Annotated in this window: 15 protein-coding genes and 3 pseudogenes; 16 read left to right on the forward strand and 2 right to left on the reverse strand. The window is 60.5% G+C overall.

Features of this window, described 5'->3' with window-relative positions; all coding sequences use genetic code 11:
- The first annotated feature begins 148 nt into the window (after positions 1–148).
- The 16 genes and pseudogenes from CWE01_RS01965 to CWE01_RS02035 all read left to right on the forward strand — a co-directional run.
- The gene (locus tag CWE01_RS01965) at positions 149–748 is read left to right on the forward strand and encodes a TetR/AcrR family transcriptional regulator (protein WP_177143508.1); all 600 of its coding nucleotides are present in this window, start codon (positions 149–151) and stop codon (positions 746–748) included.
- Between the two features lie 235 nt (positions 749–983).
- Positions 984–1,640, forward strand: a complete 657-nt coding sequence (locus tag CWE01_RS01970; protein ID WP_371315491.1) for a cysteine hydrolase family protein — start codon at positions 984–986, stop codon at positions 1,638–1,640.
- A 29-nt stretch (positions 1,641–1,669) separates the two neighbouring features.
- Positions 1,670–2,572 carry a LysR family transcriptional regulator gene (locus tag CWE01_RS01975; protein WP_100938841.1) on the forward strand — a complete coding sequence of 301 codons (903 nt, stop codon included), beginning with the start codon at positions 1,670–1,672 and terminating at the stop codon, positions 2,570–2,572.
- Between the two features lie 91 nt (positions 2,573–2,663).
- On the forward strand, positions 2,664–3,926 hold the full coding sequence (locus tag CWE01_RS01980) for a serine hydrolase (protein ID WP_100938842.1): 1,263 nt from the start codon (positions 2,664–2,666) through the stop codon (positions 3,924–3,926).
- A gap of 153 nt (positions 3,927–4,079) precedes the next feature.
- Positions 4,080–5,348 carry an HD-GYP domain-containing protein gene (locus CWE01_RS01985; RefSeq protein ID WP_100939205.1) on the forward strand — a complete coding sequence of 423 codons (1,269 nt, stop codon included), beginning with the start codon at positions 4,080–4,082 and terminating at the stop codon, positions 5,346–5,348.
- A 715-nt stretch (positions 5,349–6,063) separates the two neighbouring features.
- Positions 6,064–6,666: pseudogene (locus CWE01_RS34115) on the forward strand (methyl-accepting chemotaxis protein); the annotation flags it as partial.
- 12 nt (positions 6,667–6,678) lie between these two features.
- A complete protein-coding gene (locus CWE01_RS01995; protein ID WP_100938844.1) occupies positions 6,679–7,047 on the forward strand; it encodes a response regulator in 369 nt (122 codons plus the stop codon).
- Between the two features lie 31 nt (positions 7,048–7,078).
- Positions 7,079–7,396 carry a lipid asymmetry maintenance protein MlaB gene (locus tag CWE01_RS02000; RefSeq protein ID WP_100938845.1) on the forward strand — a complete coding sequence of 106 codons (318 nt, stop codon included), beginning with the start codon at positions 7,079–7,081 and terminating at the stop codon, positions 7,394–7,396.
- Positions 7,397–7,412: 16 nt separating this feature from the next.
- Positions 7,413–9,554 (forward strand): chemotaxis protein CheA, encoded by a 2,142-nt coding sequence (locus tag CWE01_RS02005; RefSeq protein WP_100938846.1) that lies wholly within the window; start codon positions 7,413–7,415, stop codon positions 9,552–9,554.
- A gap of 23 nt (positions 9,555–9,577) precedes the next feature.
- Positions 9,578–10,597: pseudogene (locus CWE01_RS34120) on the forward strand (MCP four helix bundle domain-containing protein); the annotation flags it as partial.
- Between the two features lie 51 nt (positions 10,598–10,648).
- Positions 10,649–11,710 carry a methyl-accepting chemotaxis protein gene (locus tag CWE01_RS34125; protein WP_371315492.1) on the forward strand — a complete coding sequence of 354 codons (1,062 nt, stop codon included), beginning with the start codon at positions 10,649–10,651 and terminating at the stop codon, positions 11,708–11,710.
- Between the two features lie 3 nt (positions 11,711–11,713).
- On the forward strand, positions 11,714–12,226 hold the full coding sequence (locus CWE01_RS02015) for a chemotaxis protein CheW (protein ID WP_100938848.1): 513 nt from the start codon (positions 11,714–11,716) through the stop codon (positions 12,224–12,226).
- Positions 12,227–12,316: 90 nt separating this feature from the next.
- Positions 12,317–12,844: a chemotaxis protein CheW gene (locus tag CWE01_RS02020; RefSeq protein ID WP_100938849.1), complete on the forward strand. Its 528-nt coding sequence runs from the start codon at positions 12,317–12,319 to the stop codon at positions 12,842–12,844.
- Positions 12,841–13,644, forward strand: a complete 804-nt coding sequence (locus tag CWE01_RS02025; protein ID WP_100938850.1) for a protein-glutamate O-methyltransferase CheR — start codon at positions 12,841–12,843, stop codon at positions 13,642–13,644. The genes CWE01_RS02020 and CWE01_RS02025 overlap by 4 nt, the downstream gene beginning before the upstream one ends.
- Positions 13,645–13,657: 13 nt before the next feature.
- Positions 13,658–14,206, forward strand: a complete 549-nt coding sequence (locus tag CWE01_RS02030) for a chemotaxis protein CheD (RefSeq protein WP_315975351.1) — start codon at positions 13,658–13,660, stop codon at positions 14,204–14,206.
- A pseudogene (locus tag CWE01_RS02035) lies at positions 14,115–14,621 on the forward strand (chemotaxis protein CheB); the annotation flags it as partial. The gene CWE01_RS02030 and the pseudogene CWE01_RS02035, both read left to right, overlap by 92 nt.
- A 16-nt stretch (positions 14,622–14,637) precedes the next feature.
- Here CWE01_RS02035 and CWE01_RS02040 read toward each other — a convergent pair.
- Both CWE01_RS02040 and CWE01_RS02045 read right to left on the reverse strand, forming a co-directional pair.
- Positions 14,638–15,267 (reverse strand): response regulator transcription factor, encoded by a 630-nt coding sequence (locus CWE01_RS02040; RefSeq protein WP_100938852.1) that lies wholly within the window; start codon positions 15,265–15,267, stop codon positions 14,638–14,640.
- Complete coding sequence (locus CWE01_RS02045; protein ID WP_100938853.1) at positions 15,264–18,008, reverse strand: PAS domain S-box protein; 2,745 nt, start codon at positions 18,006–18,008, stop codon at positions 15,264–15,266. The genes CWE01_RS02040 and CWE01_RS02045 overlap by 4 nt, the downstream gene beginning before the upstream one ends.
- Positions 18,009–18,241: the final 233 nt, after the last annotated feature.

The following is an 18,241-nucleotide window of genomic DNA, read 5'->3' on the forward strand; positions in this document are numbered from 1 at the left end:
TTTCCTTGTGGGGGGTGCGGGCAGGTCGATGGTCGGTGGGGGTCCGGCGGACATTGCCTTGATGTTGGTATCTTTACAATGTCTAGATAGGTTGAAAGACTGGCAAGAAAGTGTCAATCGCTATTTTGACAGTGGTAAGATTCGGCTCATGAAAACGACCCCTTACCACCACGGTGCCCTTAAAGAGGCGCTTGTCGCCGCCGCCGAGGCAATACTGCGGCGTGATGGCTTGAGTGCATTGACGCTACGGGCTGCGGCTCGTGAAGCGGGGGTGTCCCATGCGGCACCTTCCCACCACTTCGGGGATCTGACGGGCCTGCTCAGTGAGCTGGCGGCCGACGGCTTTCGTCGATTCGGCGTTGAGCTTCAAGCGGCCATGGAATCCGCTGCGGTCAAACGCTGGGATGGCGCGCGCGCCTATCTGGCCTTTGCCAGGCAAAACCCGGAGCTGTTCCAACTGATGTTCCGTTCCGACCGTTTGGACTCAGGCCGTCCTTCTCTCAGGGAGGCTCGCCGGAATGCGCTTGGGCTACTCGCCAGTTCGCGCGAGACACCCGTGGAAAACCCGACACTCGAACAGCTGGGGAGCATTCTCGGTGGCTGGTCATTGATTCACGGCTATACCCTGCTGCTGTTGGATGGTGGGCTGAAGGCCATCCTTAATATCGCGCCGGAGGGGGTCACGGTCGAAGATCTCTTCGAGGTGATGTTGGCGTCAGCCGACAGCGAGCGAATTGGGCCAAAATGAGTCTGTACCTAAAGAGTTGAGTACACATTTATCTTGGTCTATCTGTGTTGTTAGCGAACAAATATTGTTCTGATTGGTGCGTTGTTGCTACAGGGGCAGCTCCTTAAGCTGAGTTCCGGTTAGCCAATCTCCCCAAAGGAACTTCATCATGAGCAACACTTCCCTGTTTCAGATCGCTACGACTGAACGTTCATTTTCCTCCTTGTGCAAGTCGATCATTGTCGGTTTGGGTTTGATGGTCGGTGCCATCCAGTTTGCTAGCGCCGCGGATGCGCCGACCAATGAGCACCCGACCATCCGTGCCATGTTCGGCGCCAAGCCGACTGACGGCCTGGACCCGAAAACCACAGCGCTACTGGTGATTGATTTCCAGAATGAATACTTCACCGGCCGTATGCCGATCCCGGATGGCATGAAGGCCCTGGAAAACACCAAGCGCCTGATCGCTTTCGCTGACAAGGAACATATCCCGGTGATCCATGTGCAGCACATCGCGCCTGCTGGTGCGGCGGTGTTCGGCATTGGCGGCAAGACTGTCGACTTCCATCCGCAGATGAAGCCGCGCTCTCAGGACAAGGTTGTCCAGAAGACCACCGTCAGCGTGTTCGCCAGCACTGACCTGGATGCCCAACTGAAGAAAGCCGGGGTCAAGACCCTGATCATCAGCGGCCTGATGACCCACGCCTGCGTGGCTGGTGCGGCCCGTGACGCCGTGCCGTTGGGTTACGACGTTGTGGTAGCATCCGATGCCAGCGCAACCCGTGCCATTACTCGTGCCAATGGCCATTCGGTGACCAAGGATGAGCTGCAAAACTCGGCCCTGGCCGAGATCGAAGACACCTTCGGTTCGGTACTGACCACCTCGCAGATCGTTGCCTTGCCGGTCAAGTGATCAGCCCCTGACTTCGGAACGCCCGCTTCATGAACCAGTTATCTGCCATGCGCGCCTTTCGCTGCATTGTCGAGGCCAAGGGCTTCTCTGCCGCCGCAGAACGCCTGGACACCACCCACTCGACGATCTCACGGCAGCTGCAGCAACTGGAGACTGAACTGGGCGTTCAGTTGATCAATCGCAATACCCGACGTTTCAGCCTGACCGGGGCGGGGGAGCAGTACTACGCGGCGTGTGTCGATATTCTCGATCGTGTCGACGCGGCTTCCCAAGTCATGGCCCAGGAGCATCAACGTCCGGAAGGACTGTTGCGGGTCAGTGTGCCCCTGGTGGTTGGCACGCTGGATCTGCCGCACTGGCTGCCGGGGTTCCAGAAGCGTTACCCCGATATTGAACTGGAACTGTGCTGCGATGATCAGTTCGTCGACCTGGTGGCCGAAGGCTTTGATGTCGCCATACGGATTGCCAGTGGCCTGGCAGACACCACCTTGATCGCCCGCACCCTGACGGTTTCCAAACGGGTGCTGGTGGCTTCTCCCGCTTATATCCGCACCCATGGTTTACCGCGTACAGCCCAGGAACTCGACAAGCATCGCCTGCTGACCTTTATCGGGGCTTCTTCGGATTGGGAGCTGAGTTCCGCTCGAGGTGCCTCGTTCAAGATCACACCAAACGGCCAATTCCGAAGCAACACCATCAGTGCCCTGCACGCCGCGACGCTGGCCGGCTCCGGCATTGCCTGTTTCACCCAGGCCACCGTACGCAGTGATCTTGCCCTGGGGCGCTTGGTCTCCATCCTCCCCAATTATTCGTTGGGCGAGCGACATTACTACGCGATCTATCCACAATCCCGCTACTTGGCGCCCAAGGTGCGGGTGTTTGTGGATTTCATAACCGATTATTACCAGATGGGGAACAACGCTTCCATTTGAATGGACGTGCTGGGCGAACCGGGTTTTCAGTAGATGTTTTCTGATACGAAACTGAGCTGGTTTTAAACGCCTACCTATCAGGGGCCTGTTGATGAACCACCGACTTCAACGGATTGCAGGGCTGGCCAGCCTGGTGCTCGGGGTTTCACTTGTCTGCCATGCCGCACTCGCTGCTACGCAGGCTGGCGCCGCCGCGGTTGAAGTCCAGCCGTCCCCTGGCCGCTTTCTCTTCTGGACGCCCGCGGAGCAAAGGTTCGGCTACCGCAATATGGAGCGTATTTTTCCGACCCGCGTTGTATCCCGTGGCACCGCTGCAGTCTTCGAGCTACCGCGTGCCAAGGGCGAGTTGGCTGTGAACTTCGTCCACCATGGCCGCCCCCTGGATACCACCACCTTTATGCGCGACACCAACGTCGAAGGACTTTTGGTGATTGACCACGGACGCGTGCTGCTCGAGCGTTATGGTCCGGATCTGACGGCGAATGAGCGCTGGACCTCTTGGTCCGTGGCCAAGTCGATTACCTCCACCCTGCTGGGCGCCGCGATTCAGGATGGTTTTATCCACAGTATCGAAGATCCGGTCACGCGTTATCTGCCTGAACTGTCCGGGAGTGCCTACGACACCGTGACGATCCGGCAACTGTTGACCATGACCTCGGGTGTGCGCTGGAGCGAGGATTATCGTGCCCCACATTCCGATGTGAACCAGTTCGCGCATTTGTCGGAACATCCAGGCCATTCGATCCTGGATTACATGGCCGGGTTGCAACGCGAGGCGCCTGCGGGGACGCGATTCGTCTACAAGACCGGAGAGACCGATCTGATCGGGCTACTGGTCAGCCGTGCCACCCACAAGGGGCTTGCCGACTACCTCTCGGAGAAAATCTGGTCCCGCACCGGGATGGCCCGTGATGCGGTGTGGGCGCTGGATGCCAGAGGCAGCGAGCTGTCCGGCTGCTGTCTGAGCATGACGCTGGAGGACTTTGGGCGCTTTGGCCTGTTCTTCATGAACGGCGGTCGTGCAGGCGGGCAGCAGGTCTTGCCGGCGAACTGGGTGAGCGACGCTACCCACTGGGCTATTCGGGGCGATACGGCAAATCTTGGCTACGGCTTCCAGTGGTGGATCGGTGCGGACCGGACTTATCAGGCCCTCGGTATCTTTGGCCAGGCCATGTACTTCGACCCGCGTGATGAATTGCTGGTGGTGGTCCTCAGCGCATGGCCCAGTGCCTCGGACAAGGAGCGTTTCGCGGAACGCCAGGCGTTCTTCGAGGCGGTCAGCAAAGCCGTCCATTGGGCGCCGCCAGCTAGGGATTTTCCTACCCCATCCCCCGTTATCCCTACCCTGAAATAGGGATGCTCCGATGGTGGGGCTTCCGGCATTCGACGATATTTTTTCATGTCAGTCAGGTTCGGCGTCATGTTCCACAGCGTGCCGACTCGTTAGACAAGAGACGCACTGGAGCATTCGACGAGGGCTTGTCGCTACCTGAAAAGGGGCTTGATCGTGCTGAAAAAAATCGTCGTGGCCGATTTGGGCATCGGCATGTATATCCAGGAGCTTTGCGGTCCCTGGCTCGATCACCCGTTCTGGAAAAAAAGTTTTCTGCTTGAGGATGAGCAAACCCTGGAGAAGGTCCGGGACTCGTCCATTACCTGCGTCTGGATTGACCTTTCCAAGGGCGTCGATACGCCAGTTGTGGGGGCGCATGAGCCTTCTTCCCCGGATGTGGCCGTCGCTACTGTTGTGCATATCGAGCCTGCCCTCCCGTGCACGCCCAAGCCTGAGCGCGCCCGGGTGGCGATGAGCGACGAACTGGTGAGGGCCGCCAACGTCTGTGCCAGGTCCAAGGCCGCGGTCATCGAGATGTTTGGCGATCTGCGCATGGGCCGGGTCATCCAGATGGATCACGTGGCCGACATGGTGCGGGATATCTCCGACTCACTGATGCGCCATCCGGACGCCCTGATCAATCTGGCCAGACTCAAGAACGCCGATGAATACACCTATATGCATTCGGTGGCGGTCTGTGGATTGATGATCGGCCTGGCGCGCCAGCTGGGTCTGCCGCCGTTGCTGGTACAGGATGCCGGGCTCGCCGGCCTGCTGCACGACATTGGCAAGATGGCCATACCGGGTGCGATCCTCAACAAACCATCGGAGTTGACTGACGGCGAGTTCGAGACGATCCGTTCGCACCCGGAGGCCGGGGTGAAGTTGCTGGACAGCAATCATTTCAGTTTGCGGGTGCAGGACGTCTGCCTGCACCACCACGAGAAGGTCGACGGTAGCGGTTATCCCCACAAGCTGCGGGGTACCCAGATCAGCCTGTTCGCACGCATGGCCGCGGTCTGCGATGTCTACGACGCCATTACCTCGGACCGTCCCTATCGTCGCCATTGGGCCCCCGCCGAGTCGATCCACAGAATGGCTGGATGGGACGGGCACTTCGACCAGATGGTGTTCCATGCTTTTGTCAAATGTGTCGGGATCTATCCGGTGGGGGCGTTGGTGCGACTGCGTAGCGAGCGTTTGGCGGTGGTCATGGAACAGAACGCCGATTCGTTGCTCGTTCCCAAGGTGAAGGTTTTCTATTCGGTATCGCGCGGTATGCCCGTGCCCCTCGAGGTTGTGGATCTGGCGAGCGGGCAGGACGCGATCATCGGCCTGGAGCAGGAGAAAAACTGGAACTTCAAAAATCTCGAGGCGCTTTGGACAGAGAGTGCTTGTAGGGATTTTCCTAGCCGCCGTCCTGCAAATCCTAGCTGCAAATAGGGATGCTCCGATAGGTGCGGTGATATTGCCGGGCCATTATCTCTCCAGGCAGCCAGAACCCTCGATACACCACTTTCAGCGGGTATCAGAGCGGCCTTCCGGTTTTTCTGAGCGATCCTGATCTGGAGAGACAAAGGTGAAAGGACAGACGCTGGTTTCACCCGTGAACATGACGCTGCTGCCGACGCTCCTGAGTGGTGCCCTTGGTTGCCTGGCGATCCTGGTCAGCAACGGTCTGAACGGTCTGGCCCTGGGCAGCAGTGCCGCTGTGCTGGCGGGGTCATTGCTGATCGGCACCGTGGCGCTGCGCACCTTGAGCACCGTGCAACGGCGCGAGGAACAGGTGTTTGAACCCTTGAACAGGCCTTTGCCAGTCTCGCCGGATGAGGGCTTGGCCGAGGTCTGTACCCAGGTTCTGCCGATCTGGTGCCGCCAGATCGATGCGGCCCGCAGCCTCAGCGAAGAGTCGATTCTCAAACTCAGCAATCGTTTCGCCACGCTGTCCGGTGATATCAGTGCTTCTGTTTCCAAGGGCGCCGGGCAGAGTTCCGGGGCCAGGTTGGTGGAGATCCTTGAGGTGGGGCAGCGTGACCTGGACTCGATCATGGTTGCACTACGTGGCGCGCTCTTGCGCAAGGAGTCGGAGCTCAAGGAAGTCTTGATGTTGTCCGACTTCACCTCGCAGTTGCAGGAGATGGCCAAATTTGTCGGTGATATCGCCCGGCAGACCAATTTGCTGGCGCTTAACGCGGCCATCGAAGCGGCCCGTGCCGGTGACGCCGGCCGCGGTTTTGCGGTGGTGGCGGACGAAGTTCGCAAGCTGTCCAGCCTGTCCGGCGAAACCGGTCTGAAAATCAGTGAAACGGTCAACACCGTCAATGCCGCGATCGCCAGGACCGTCGAGTTGTCCCGGCATCAGGCGCAGCAGGACTCGCAGACCCTCGTCCATTCCGAACAACTGGTGTCCCAGGTGATCGAGCATTTTCGGCACAACGCCCAGGCCATCGTCGACACCAGCAGCGGCCTGCAGCAGCAGAGCGAAAATGTCGCGAGCGAGATCGCCGGCGTGCTGGTAGCCCTGCAGTTTCAGGACCGGGTCAGCCAGATGCTCAGCCTGGTCAACAACGACCTTGGCAAGCTGCGTGATCAGGTGAGCGAACGTCAACACCTCAGCCAAGCCGGCGCCACACCGCCACCTATTGCCGCCCATGCCTGGCTCGAACAGCTGGCCAGCACCTACACCATGCCAGAGCAACACGCGATTCATCACGGCAAGCCCCTGGCTGGCAGTGCTTCATCCGACATCACCTTTTTCTAGGGAGTACCCGCCATGAGCAAAACCATTCTGATCGTCGATGACTCTGCCTCCATTCGCCAGGTGGTCAGCATCACCTTGAAAGGCGCTGGTTACGAGGTGATCGAGGGCTGCGATGGCAGAGATGCCCTGAGCAAGCTCGACGGTCGCAAGATTCATCTGATCGTCAGCGATCTGAATATGCCGAACATGGACGGCCTCAGCTTCATCAAGGCCGCCAAACAACTGCCGGCCTACAAGTTCACACCGGTGATCATGCTCACCACCGAAGCGGCCGAGTCGATGAAGCAGCAGGGCCAGGCCATCGGTGCGAAGGCCTGGATGGTCAAGCCCTTCCAGCCGGCCCAGATGCTCAGTGCCGTGTCCAGATTGATCATGCCGTAGCCGTCCAGGGCCCCCTGGAAAGGAGATTGTCATGCCACACACCGTGCCTTGCCTGCGTCGGATCCTGGTCCTTGAGGGACCGCTGACCATCTACACCGCGACCGAGCGCCGGGACCTGCTGCTGGAGCTGTTTCCCCTTGCCGAAGAGGTGGAAATGGACCTGGGCAGCGTCGATGAACTGGATACCGCCGGGCTGCAATTGCTGGTGCTGGCCAAGCAGGAATCGATCCGCCAGGGCCGCACCCTGATCTTGAGCAATCACAGCGCAGCGGTACTCGAGGCCTTCGACTTGAGCGGATTGCATCGTTATTTCGATGAGGCGGGTACAGCCGCCGTCCAGAGAGGCTGACGTCATGAGCGCGCCGATGAACCTGGACGATGTGCTGCAGACCTTTATTGCCGAAAGCCAGGAGTTGCTGTTGCTGATGGAGGACGCATTGCTGCGGATCGAGCAGGTCCCCGATGACGTCGACACGATTAACGCGCTGTTTCGCGTGGCCCACACCATCAAGGGTTCCGCCGGTCTGTTCGGCCTGACCCCCATCGTCGCCTTCACCCATGTGGCGGAAAGCGTGCTGGACCGGGTGCGTGGTAATGAGCTGCGGGTGGATGAGGCACTCAGTGCGTTGTTCCTGCAGGTTCGTGACCACCTGGGCGAACTGATCGACCTGCTGGCCCGTCATGGTGACCTGCAAGGTCTCACCGCCGATCACGAACGGCAGGGTAGTGCGCTGGTTGCGCGGCTCAATGGTTATCTGGAGCCGTCTCTTGAGTCGGAACAAGGGGAGGCCGTGGCCACGCCCGTGAGCGATTCGGCGGGTGGCTTGCGCCATTGGCACTTGTCGCTGCGTTTCGGCAGCGATGTGCTGCGCAATGGCATGGATCCCTTGTCCTTTCTGCGCTACCTCAAGAGTTTCGGGCAGATCACCCGGGTTGTCTGCGTGACCGACGGTCTGCCGGAGGTGGCGGCGATGGACCCTGAGAGTTGCTACCTGGGTTTCGAACTGGGGTTTGTCAGTGAAGCCGATCAGGCGACCATCGAAAGCGCTTTCGAGTTCGTTCGCGAAGACAGCCAGATCTGCGTGCTGCCGCCGGAGCGCCAACCGGCGGATTTCCAGGCGCTGATCGAGCGTTTGGGGAGCGATCCGCAAGCTTTGCTGGAGGTGTTCATCGCTTGTGGCTCGCTGACCCGCGAAGACTGGCAGGCGGCGACTCAGGTGCCGTCCGCGACGTTCATGGCTGCCCCTGAGGTCGTGCCGGATCAGCCTCTGCCTCAAGGCGACGGTCTGTCCAGAAGCAAGCCGGCCAGGGAGGTACGCTCGGTCGAGGGTAACCTGATTCGCGTCGATGCCGGCAAGCTGGACCAGTTGATCAACCTGGTGGGCGAACTGATCATCGCCGGTGCCGGTGCCAATCTGGTGGCGGCGCGCACGGGCATCGGCGAGATGATCGAGGCCGCCAGTTCCCTCTCGCGCCTTGTCGAGGAAGTGCGCGACAGCGCCCTGACCCTGCGTATGGTGCAGATCGGCGCCACCTTCAACCGCTTCCAGCGGGTGGTTCGCGATGTCTCCAAGGAGCTGGGCAAGGACATCGTCCTTGAGGTTGATGGTGCGGAAACCGAACTGGACAAGACCGTGGTCGAGCGTATTGGCGATCCCTTGACCCACCTGGTGCGCAACGCCATGGATCACGGCATCGAAGCCGTACAACTGCGCCGCGACAGGGGCAAGCCTGCCCAGGGCACCGTTCGCCTCAACGCCTATCACGAGGCCAGCAGCATCGTTATCGAAGTCTGCGACGACGGTGGCGGCCTGAACAAGCAACGGATCCTGGACAAGGCCCGGGAGCGGGGTCTGCTGGCCGAAGGGCAGGTGCTGGCGGACAAGGACATTCTCAATCTGATTTTCGAGCCCGGCTTCTCCACCGCCGAACAGGTCAGCAGCCTGTCCGGACGGGGCGTGGGCATGGACGTGGTGAAGCGCAACATCACGGCGCTGCGGGGCAGCGTCAACCTGGAAAGCGAGGAGGGTGTCGGCACCACGGTGCGTATTCGCCTGCCACTGACACTGGCGATCATCGATGGCTTTCTCATCGGGGTTGGCAAGGCCTCTTATGTGGTGCCCCTGGACATGGTCGAGGAGTGCATCGAGCTCAACGCCGATGATTGCAACAATCAAGACTATCTGGACCTCAGGGGCTCGGTGTTGCCGGTCTTGCGCCTGCGGGAAATGTTTGCCATCGACGAGCCGAACCCGGGCCGTGAAAACATCGTGGTGGTGCATTACGCCGGCGTTCGCGTAGGGCTGGTGGTTGATCAGTTACTGGGAGAGTTCCAGACCGTGATCAAACCGCTGGGAAAATTGTTCGGCACGGCCCATGGATTGGGAGGTTTCACGATCTTGGGGAGCGGCGCGGTGGCGCTGATCCTGGATATTCCCAACCTACTCGGGCAAGTCGCCAGCCAGCAGAAGCACGGCGCGACCCTCAGCCCTGAACTGACTCAATAGCCTTCACCCTGGAGTACAGCCTCATGACCGTCAAAAAGAATATCTCGCTGTTGGTCGCCTCCGCCCTGCTGGGCATCCTGATCCTGGGCGCGGTCAGTCTATATCTGATGGGCGGGGTCAGAACCATGGCCAGCTATGCCCAGGTCAATACGGTGCCGAGCATTGTCCTGTTGGACCAGGTGGCCGAGACCCTGGCCGATAGCCATGCTCATCAGTGGCAGAACCTTTCCACGCCGCTCGACAGCCTTTCGTTGCAGGCCGACAAGGTACAGGCGTCGGTGACACAGGCGTTGGATCGTTATCAGAAGGAGTTGATCTCAGACGATCACGACGCGGCGTTGCTCAATAGCCTGCGTACCCGCCTTGATGAGTACAACCATGGCCTGGAACGTTTTGATAGCTTGCAAAAAAATGGCGATCAAGCAGCCGCGCGCGGTCTGCTGCTCGACAGCCAGGCGGCACAAGACAAAGTCACGGCAGCCTTGAGCGATATGCGTCAGTACAATCTGGAGCTGGGCAGCAAAGCGGCGTTGGCCGCGACCGCCACGGAGCAGACCGCGCTCTATACCGTTATCCTGGTAGGCGGTGTGACCTTGCTGATCACCATTGTGTTGGGCTTTTTCCTGGCGCGTGGCTTGTTGCGTACCCTGGGCGGTGAGCCGGATGAGGTTCGTGTCCTGGCCGAGCGCATCGTCGCTGGCCAACTGGAGACTGCAGCCGGCGACAATGGGACTGTAGGTTTGGGCGTGTTGGGTTCTATTCAGCAACTGAGGGGTAACCTGAATCAACTGATCAATGAAATGAACCACATGTCCGCCGAGCACGATAAAGGCGACATCGATGTGCAGATCGAGGCTGGCCGCTTCGCCGGAAGCTACGGGCTGATGGCCCAAGGGATCAACGCTATGGTCAACGGCCATATCAGCGTGAAGAAACAAGCCATGGCCTGCATCCGCGCGTTCGGCGAAGGTGACCTGTCGGCCCCCCTGGCCCGCTTTCCTGGCAAGAAGTCCTTTATCAACGACAACATCGAGCAGTTGCGCAGCAATATCCAGGCTCTGGTCGAAGACACCCGCCGGCTGAGCGAGGATGCCGTGGTCGGCAAGCTCGATACCCGCGCCGACAGCACTCGTCATCAAGGTGATTTCCGCCGGATTGTCGAAGGCATCAACGGTACTCTCGACTCGATTGTCGCCCCGCTCAGCGAGGCGATGGAAGTCATGGCGGCGTTGTCCAGCGGCGACCTGACCCGCACCGTCAAGGGGCACTACCAGGGCAGCCTGCAAGATTTGAAAAACTCGGTCAACGAAACGGTGGGCAAGCTCTCGCAAATCATCGGTGAAGTGCGCAGTTCCGCCGATTCGCTGTCCAGCGCTTCGGAAGAAATTTCCGCCACCGCGCAAAGTATCAGCCAGTCGGCGTCGATGCAGGCCGCGTCGGTCGAGGAAACTTCGGCGTCGCTGGAGCAGATGTCGGCATCGATTGCCCAGAACACCGAGAACGCCAAGGTCACCGATGGCATGGCGGGCAAGGCTACCAAGGAGGCCAGCGAAGGCGGGCAGGCGGTGAAAGACACGGTTTCGGCGATGAAAACCATTGCCGAGAAGATCGGTATCGTCGACTCGATTGCCTATCAGACCAACCTGCTGGCCCTCAACGCGGCGATCGAAGCGGCCCGTGCCGGTGAGCATGGCAAGGGCTTTGCGGTGGTGGCGGCGGAAGTCCGCAAGCTGGCGGAACGAAGCCAGATTGCGGCTCAGGAGATCGGCCAGGTGGCCAAAAACAGCGTCGCCCTGGCGGAGCGCGCCGGCAGCCTGTTGGATGAAATCGTGCCTTCGATCACCAAGACCTCCGACCTGGTCCAGGAAATTGCCGCCGCGTCCGAGGAGCAGTCCATCGGCTCCGAGCAGATCAACGGGGCGATGTCGCAGATGAGTCAGATTACCCAGCAGAATGCCTCGGCCTCCGAGGAACTGGCCGCCACGGCGGAGGAAATGAGCAGCCAGGCCGAGCAGTTGCAGGAACTGATGGGCTTTTTCACCCTGCAGGGCAGTGCCTCGGTCGCTCCGGTGCTGCGTGTCGCGCCTTCCAGCCAGAAGGGCATGCAGGGTAACGAGCATGCCCATGAAGGCGGTTTCATTCGCTTCGGGAGTTGAGCCATGAACCCAGCAGTCGCCAGTGTTCTTGAACCGGGTGCGCAAAGTTCGGGGGATAGCGAGCCCTCACAGTTCCTGACGTTCACCTCGAGCAGGGAGACCTACGCCATCGATACCTTGTGCGTGCGCGAGATCATCGAGTACGGCCAGGTCACCCAGGTGCCGATGATGCCGGACTTTATCCGCGGGGTGATCAACCTGCGTGGTGCGGTGGTACCGGTGATTGATCTGCAGGCACGTTTCAGCAGAGGCATCACGCGACCGGGCAGCCGTACCTGCATCGTGATCCTTGAGGTGTTGCAGGACGGCGACTCGCAGGTGCTGGGTATTGTCGTCGACTCGGTCAGCGAGGTGATCGAGATCGACCTGGCCGACATCAAGCCGGCCCCGGTGATCGGCAATCGGATCCGTGGAGATTTCATTCGCGGCATGGTTCGGGTCCGGGGGGAGTTCCTGACCTTGCTGCAGGTCGACCAGGTGCTTTGCGTCAGCGAAATCGCCGGCCAACTGCATTGAGTGCTGTCGATCCGGCGCCGGGCAAGCGGGCGCCTCCGTCCAATCTTGATAAGGGGCCGGCCGTTCATGGGCGGTCCCCGGGAGTGAGCCATGTCTGAATCCATTTTGCCTTTGCGGCAACCACAGGACGCGGTGCCAACCCAGTACCTGACGTTCAGCCTGGGTCAGGAGATGTTTGCCGTTGGCACCTTGAGTGTCCGGGAGATCGTCGAGTACGGCCCGATTACTGCGCTGCCCCTGGCACCGCCGAGCATTCGCGGAGTCACCAACCTGCGTGGCGCGGCAATTCCGGTGCTGGACCTGGGGCTGCGTTTCGGCGGCAGCCTGACCCAGCAGAGTGCCCGCACCTGCATCGTCATGTTGGAAACCCGCGGGGCGGGTAGTTCCGGCCTGGTGGGCATCATTGTCGACGCGGTCAGCGAGGTGCTGGAGATCGCCCGGGATCAGATCGAGCCCGCGCCGTCCCTTAATGGACGCCTGAGCCCGGCCTTCATACTGGGTATTGGCAAGCTCAATGGCGGCTTCGTCCTGTTGCTGGACATCGAACAGATTCTTGGCGCGGACGACTGGTCGGCATTGCAATCCCAGAGAGCCCTGACACAAGGACTGGCCTCATGAATGTGATTCTCTCAGACAACGAGTTCCAGCAATTTCGCACGATGATCCGTGAGATCGCCGGCATCAGCATGTCCGAGGCGAAGAAACAGTTGATCAGCGGTCGCCTGGCCAAGCGCCTGCAGCATTTCAAGCTGACCAACTATGGCAGTTATTATCGTCTGCTGACCAAAGACAAGGCCGAACTGCAGATGGCCGTGGACTTGTTGACCACCAACGAAACCTATTTCTTTCGTGAGCCCAGGCACTTCGAATTCCTCAAGGAGGTCATTCTCCCCGAATTACGGGGCCATGCCCCGGTGCGGATCTGGAGTGGTGCCTGCTCCACTGGCGAGGAGCCCTACACCTTGGCCATGGTCCTGGCCGACAGCCTGGGCTCGCGGCCGTGGGAAATTCTCGCCTCGGATATCAGCACGCGTGTACTCGACAAGGCCCGCACCGGGCGTTATCCGCTGGATGCCACCAAGGGCATCCCCGAAGCGCTGCTGAACAAGTATTGCCTCAAGGGCGTCGGCAGCAACTCCGGCATTTTCATGGTGGATCCGGCGCTGGCGTCGCGTATCGATTTTACCGCGCTCAACCTGAACACCCCGCTGCCCGCGGTGGGGCAGTTCGACGTGATTTTCCTGCGCAACGTGATGATCTATTTCGACAACCAGACCAAGTCCCAGGTGGTGCAGCGTCTGCTCAAGCACCTCAAGCCTGGTGGTTACTTCGTCATTAGTCATTCGGAGAGCCTGAATGGAATCACCGATGATGTGCAGTTGGTCAAACCGTCCATCTACCGCAAGCCCGCGGCCTGATGCGCCCGAGGTGGTGGAGCACTTCCTGCAGCCCGGCGAAGTGGTGTTTGGCGGCCGGCGGTTGCGGCTGCGTACCTTGTTGGGCTCTTGCGTAGCCCTGGTGCTGTGGCATCCGCAACGCTTGCTGGGGGGGATGTGTCATTACATGTTGCCTTTGCGACGAGGGCGCGATGCCGGTGACTTGAACGGGCGTTACGCGGCCGATGCGCTGGCGCTGCTGTTGACCTTCATTCGTCAAGCCGAGGCGCGGCCCGAAGAGTTCGTCGTCAGTGTCTTTGGTGGTGGTGACATGTTTCCCAGTGTCCGACGCCACGGCGGTGTCGGCATCGGTGAGCTGAACGTGAATGCCGCCCGGCGTTTGATCAAGGCTCATGGCCTGCACTGCGAGGTGTATCACGTGGGTGGCCAGGGCTATCGCAGCCTGGTGTTCGATGTGGCCAACGGTCGCCTGCAACTCAACCATACGGACTCGGCCCCGGGTCTGCCCGGGTATTGTCATTGTCCAGCACATGCCGGAAAAATTTACCGCGGCCTTTGCCGAACGTCTCAACCAGGTCTGTGAGATCGAAGTCCGCGAGGCCCGCCACGGTGACGGGGTGATGCCGGGGCGTGCATTGATCGCCCCCGGGGGCAGCCATATGCTGGTCAAGCGCAATGGTGCGCAGTATCAGGTGGATATCGTTGACGGCCCTCCCGTCAGCCGGCACCGGCCCTCGGTCGATGTGCTGTTCCGTTCAGTCGCCCGGTGCGCGGGCAGCAACGCTCTGGGAATCATCATGACCTGTATGGGCGATGACGGCGCCCGGGGTTTGAAGGAGATGCGCGATGCTGGCGCCAGGACCCTTGGGCAGGATGAACCATCGTGCGTGGTTTATGGGATGCCGCGGGAGGCGTTCAAGCTGGGAGCGGTCGAACGGGAGTTGCCGCTGGAGCAGATCGCCGGGGCGATCCTCGGCGCCTGCGGGCACGTTCGCTGAGGGCCGCGGGGGCGGCTCAGACCAGCCCCTGGCTCAGGGCGTAACGCACCAGGTCGGTGCTGGTGGTGAAACACATCTTCTCCATCAACCGGGTCTTGTGGGTGCTTACGGTCTTGTTGCTGATCACCAGTTGTTCGGCAATCTGATTGACGCTCAAGCCCTGTGCCAGCATGCGCAGGATCTGGAATTCCCGTGCCGAAAGCGTTTGTGACGGGCTGTCGGGAGACAGGCCGCTGCTTTGCAGGGCGATCTGTTCAGCCAGTTCCGGGTCAAGGTAGCGGCCACCGCCGCTGACCTTGCGGATGGCGGCCAGCAGGGTCTCGGGATCGTGGTCCTTGGTCATGTAGCCCGAGGCACCGGCGCGCAGTGCACGCTGGGCGATGTGGGCTTCGTTGTGCATGCTCAGGATCAGTATCGGCAGCTTGGGATAATGGGCGTGGATACGTCCTATGAGATCCTCGCCGCTGCTTCCGGGCATGGTCATGTCGAGCAGCAACATGTCGATCTCGGTGTGGCGCAGCAGGTCGAGGACCTGGGCACCGTTTTCCGCTTCGGCCACCACGCAAAAATCCTTGACCAGGGCGAACAGCTGCTTGAGGCCTTCGCGCATTATTCTGTGGTCGTCGGCTACCATCAATCGGATCATGAGTCGTGGGTCCTTGAGTCGGGTACCTTCAGCTGCACGGTGGTACCGCCGCCGATTTTGCTGGAAATATGGGTGGTGCCACCCAGGGTCAGGCCGCGTTCGCGCATGCCCAGCAGTCCGAGGGTTTTGCCGGAGAGCCCACGTTGCTCGAAACCCTTGCCGTTGTCGGTGATCTCCAGCGACCAGCCACGGGCGGTTTTTTCGAGGGTCACCGTGACTCGGGTCGCCTGGGCGTGGCGGGCGATGTTGGTCAGCGATTCCTGGGCGATCCGAAAGGCCGCGGTGGCAGCGGCATCCTCCAGTTGCATCGGGTGCCGTGGGAGCTGCAGGTCGCAGGCAATGCCCCATTGTTGCCTGAACGTGTCGGTCAGCCACTCCAGGGCGGCCACCAGCCCCATGTTGAGGATCGACGGACGCAGGCTGGTGGAGATGTTCCTCACCACCTGGACCGTCTGATCGATCAGTTGCAGCAGGTGCGTGACTTGCTCACTGAGCATCGGCACTTGTTCGCCGTACTGGAATCGCAACAGCGAAGTGCCCATGCGGATCGCCGTCAGGTGCTGCCCCAATTCATCATGAATTTCCTGGGCAATCAGCTTGCGTTCCTCTTCCCGGGCACTTTCGCGGCTGGACATCAGTTGCCGAAGTTGATTGTTCAGCGTGGCCAGGCGTCGCTCGGCCACTCGTAGTTTGGAGATATCACGGACCACGGCCAGTACGGTGCTGATGCGCCCCTGGACGTCCTGTTCCGGAACCAGGCTGATGTGGTAGACCCGTTGCAGGCGTTGGCGGCCGTTGAGCAGATACTCGTATTCCAGAGGCTGGCCGCTTTCCACCGCTTCGATCAGCGTGTCCTGGAGCAGTTGGCTTTGCAGGTTGCGTGGCAGTATTTGCAGCAGGCGTTTGTGCAGTAATCTGGCTTTTGGCCGATCAAGCCATCCTTCCAGCGCCGGGTTGATGAACAGCACTTTCCCTGACGGACTCAGGCGAGCGATACCGTCGGGGGAGTTTTCCACCAGGGTGCCGATTTCCTGTTGGCGGGCTCGTTCATTGCGCTGGATTTCCTTCAGGTCGGTGATGTTTCGGGCAATGCATACCATGCGGTGCGGACGTCCGCTGGCGTCGGCGATCGGCACCAGGTTGAAATGGATAATCAACGAGCGTTCGCCACAGGGCAGGTGGGCATCGAGCTCGATGGGGGCACCGACGGCGATGCAGTGTTGGCAAATAGCGTCGACCACTTGCGCGGCCTCGCCCGGTAGCCAATGTTCCAGAGGTTGCCCTATGAGGTCCCCATGGCTTCTGGCGAGCATCTGGCAGAGTATCGGATTGGCCTCCAGGCAACTGAGCTGCTGGTTGGCATCGATGGACAGCAGGCAGAGCATGTCCTGGGTGTGATCGAAGACTTCGCGATAACGCCGTTCGCTTTGCGCAAGGTTGTCCAGGGCCGAACAACGCTCCCAGGCAATGGAGCCTATGTGGCTGGCCATCTGCGCATACTTGCGCTCTTGTTCAGGGAGGGGATGTTCGCCGTTGGTAAACAGCACGATGACCCCAAGTGTCTGGCCAGCGCTGTTGACTACCGGTTCCAGCCAGCAGCCCTGATATCCGGCCCCCAGGGCCGGCGCGCTGAAACTCAGGTGCGTGGCGTCGGTCCTCAGGTCATCGATCAGCCGACGTTGCTCAAAGAATTCCGGGAAGCCGTTCAGGTCGGCGGCCAGGCAGGCCTGGAGCGACTGCGGGACCGCGACTGGTGGGGCCAGGTTATCGCCGTCGGGCTCTGTCTTGAAGGCGATCGCATTGCGAAAGTCCGGCGCCAGTATCTCCAGATAGGTGCTCAACAGTGGCAGCACGGTACGCAACGCACCGTCGGTGATCATCACCTGGAAAATCGCCGATCGGGCGTTCTCTGCTCGTTCCTGCTGTCGCAAGGAGCTCACATCCTGGGCCATGACCAGGACCCCGGAGATCTCCGAGTTTTCATCATGCTCCGTCGTCAGGTTGCACAGGAACGCCACGGAGCGCCCGGAATAGGAGTCCTTGCTTTCCAGCAACTGGGTGGCCGGGATGCCGGTGGACAGGGTGTGTTGCAGATGGGCGCGAAACACCTCGTCGATCGGTTGCGCGTGGGGGCTTTGGGACAATGTGCGTTCGATGCCGGGAACATCGGGAAAGCCCCGGGTGCGTTCGAACTCGGGGTTGGCGTAGATACGTTGTCCAAGCCGGTTGTAGCGCAGGATGATATTGGGTGAGTTTTGCGCCAGGGAACGGTACTTCTGTTCGTTGCTCAACAGGGCCTGGCGCAAGGCCAGGTGTTCGCTGATGTCCTCGAGTTGGGACACGAAATAGAGGGCTTCGCCTTTCTGGTTGCGGGCAATACCGATGGTCAAGCGTGCCCACAGCGCGCTGCCGTCCTTGCGCAGGTAACGTTTTTCAAAGGTGACGCTTGAACACTGGCCCTGGATCAGCCCGGGTATTTCGTCCCGGCCAACCTGAAGGTCGTCCGGGTGGGTCAGTTGCTGGAACGAGGTGCCGCGCAGCTCTTCTTCGGTGTAGCCGAGCATCCGGCAGAGCATCTGGTTCGCGGCAATCCATTCGCCGCTCAGGCGTAGCAAGGCCAGGCCGGTGCCGGCGGAATCGAAGGCTAGGCGATAGTCTTGCTCGGCGGGGCTCGGAGGCGGTACTTCGGTTTTGTCAGGGCCTTGCGTGGGAACGAGCTCTGCAGCAACGGCTGATTCCATTCGCCTTTCTCCCGGCTATTTTGCCTGGAGCATAGCGCAAGCGCCCAGCGGTATGCACACCTGTTCGGACTGGAGCGTGGGGCCGTTGATCAGTGCCGGATCCAGGTCGGCAAGCGGGCCTATTGCGTCATGGCCCTTGCCGACGGAAGGACGGTTGGCCGCTTAGACAAACGTCTAAGGTATGAACAGGATGATGTCAATGTGATGCTATGTTGTTGACTGCGCACCGTCGA

The organism is Pseudomonas sp. QS1027 (assembly GCF_002814235.1).
Taxonomy (GTDB): Bacteria; Pseudomonadota; Gammaproteobacteria; order Pseudomonadales; family Pseudomonadaceae; genus Aquipseudomonas.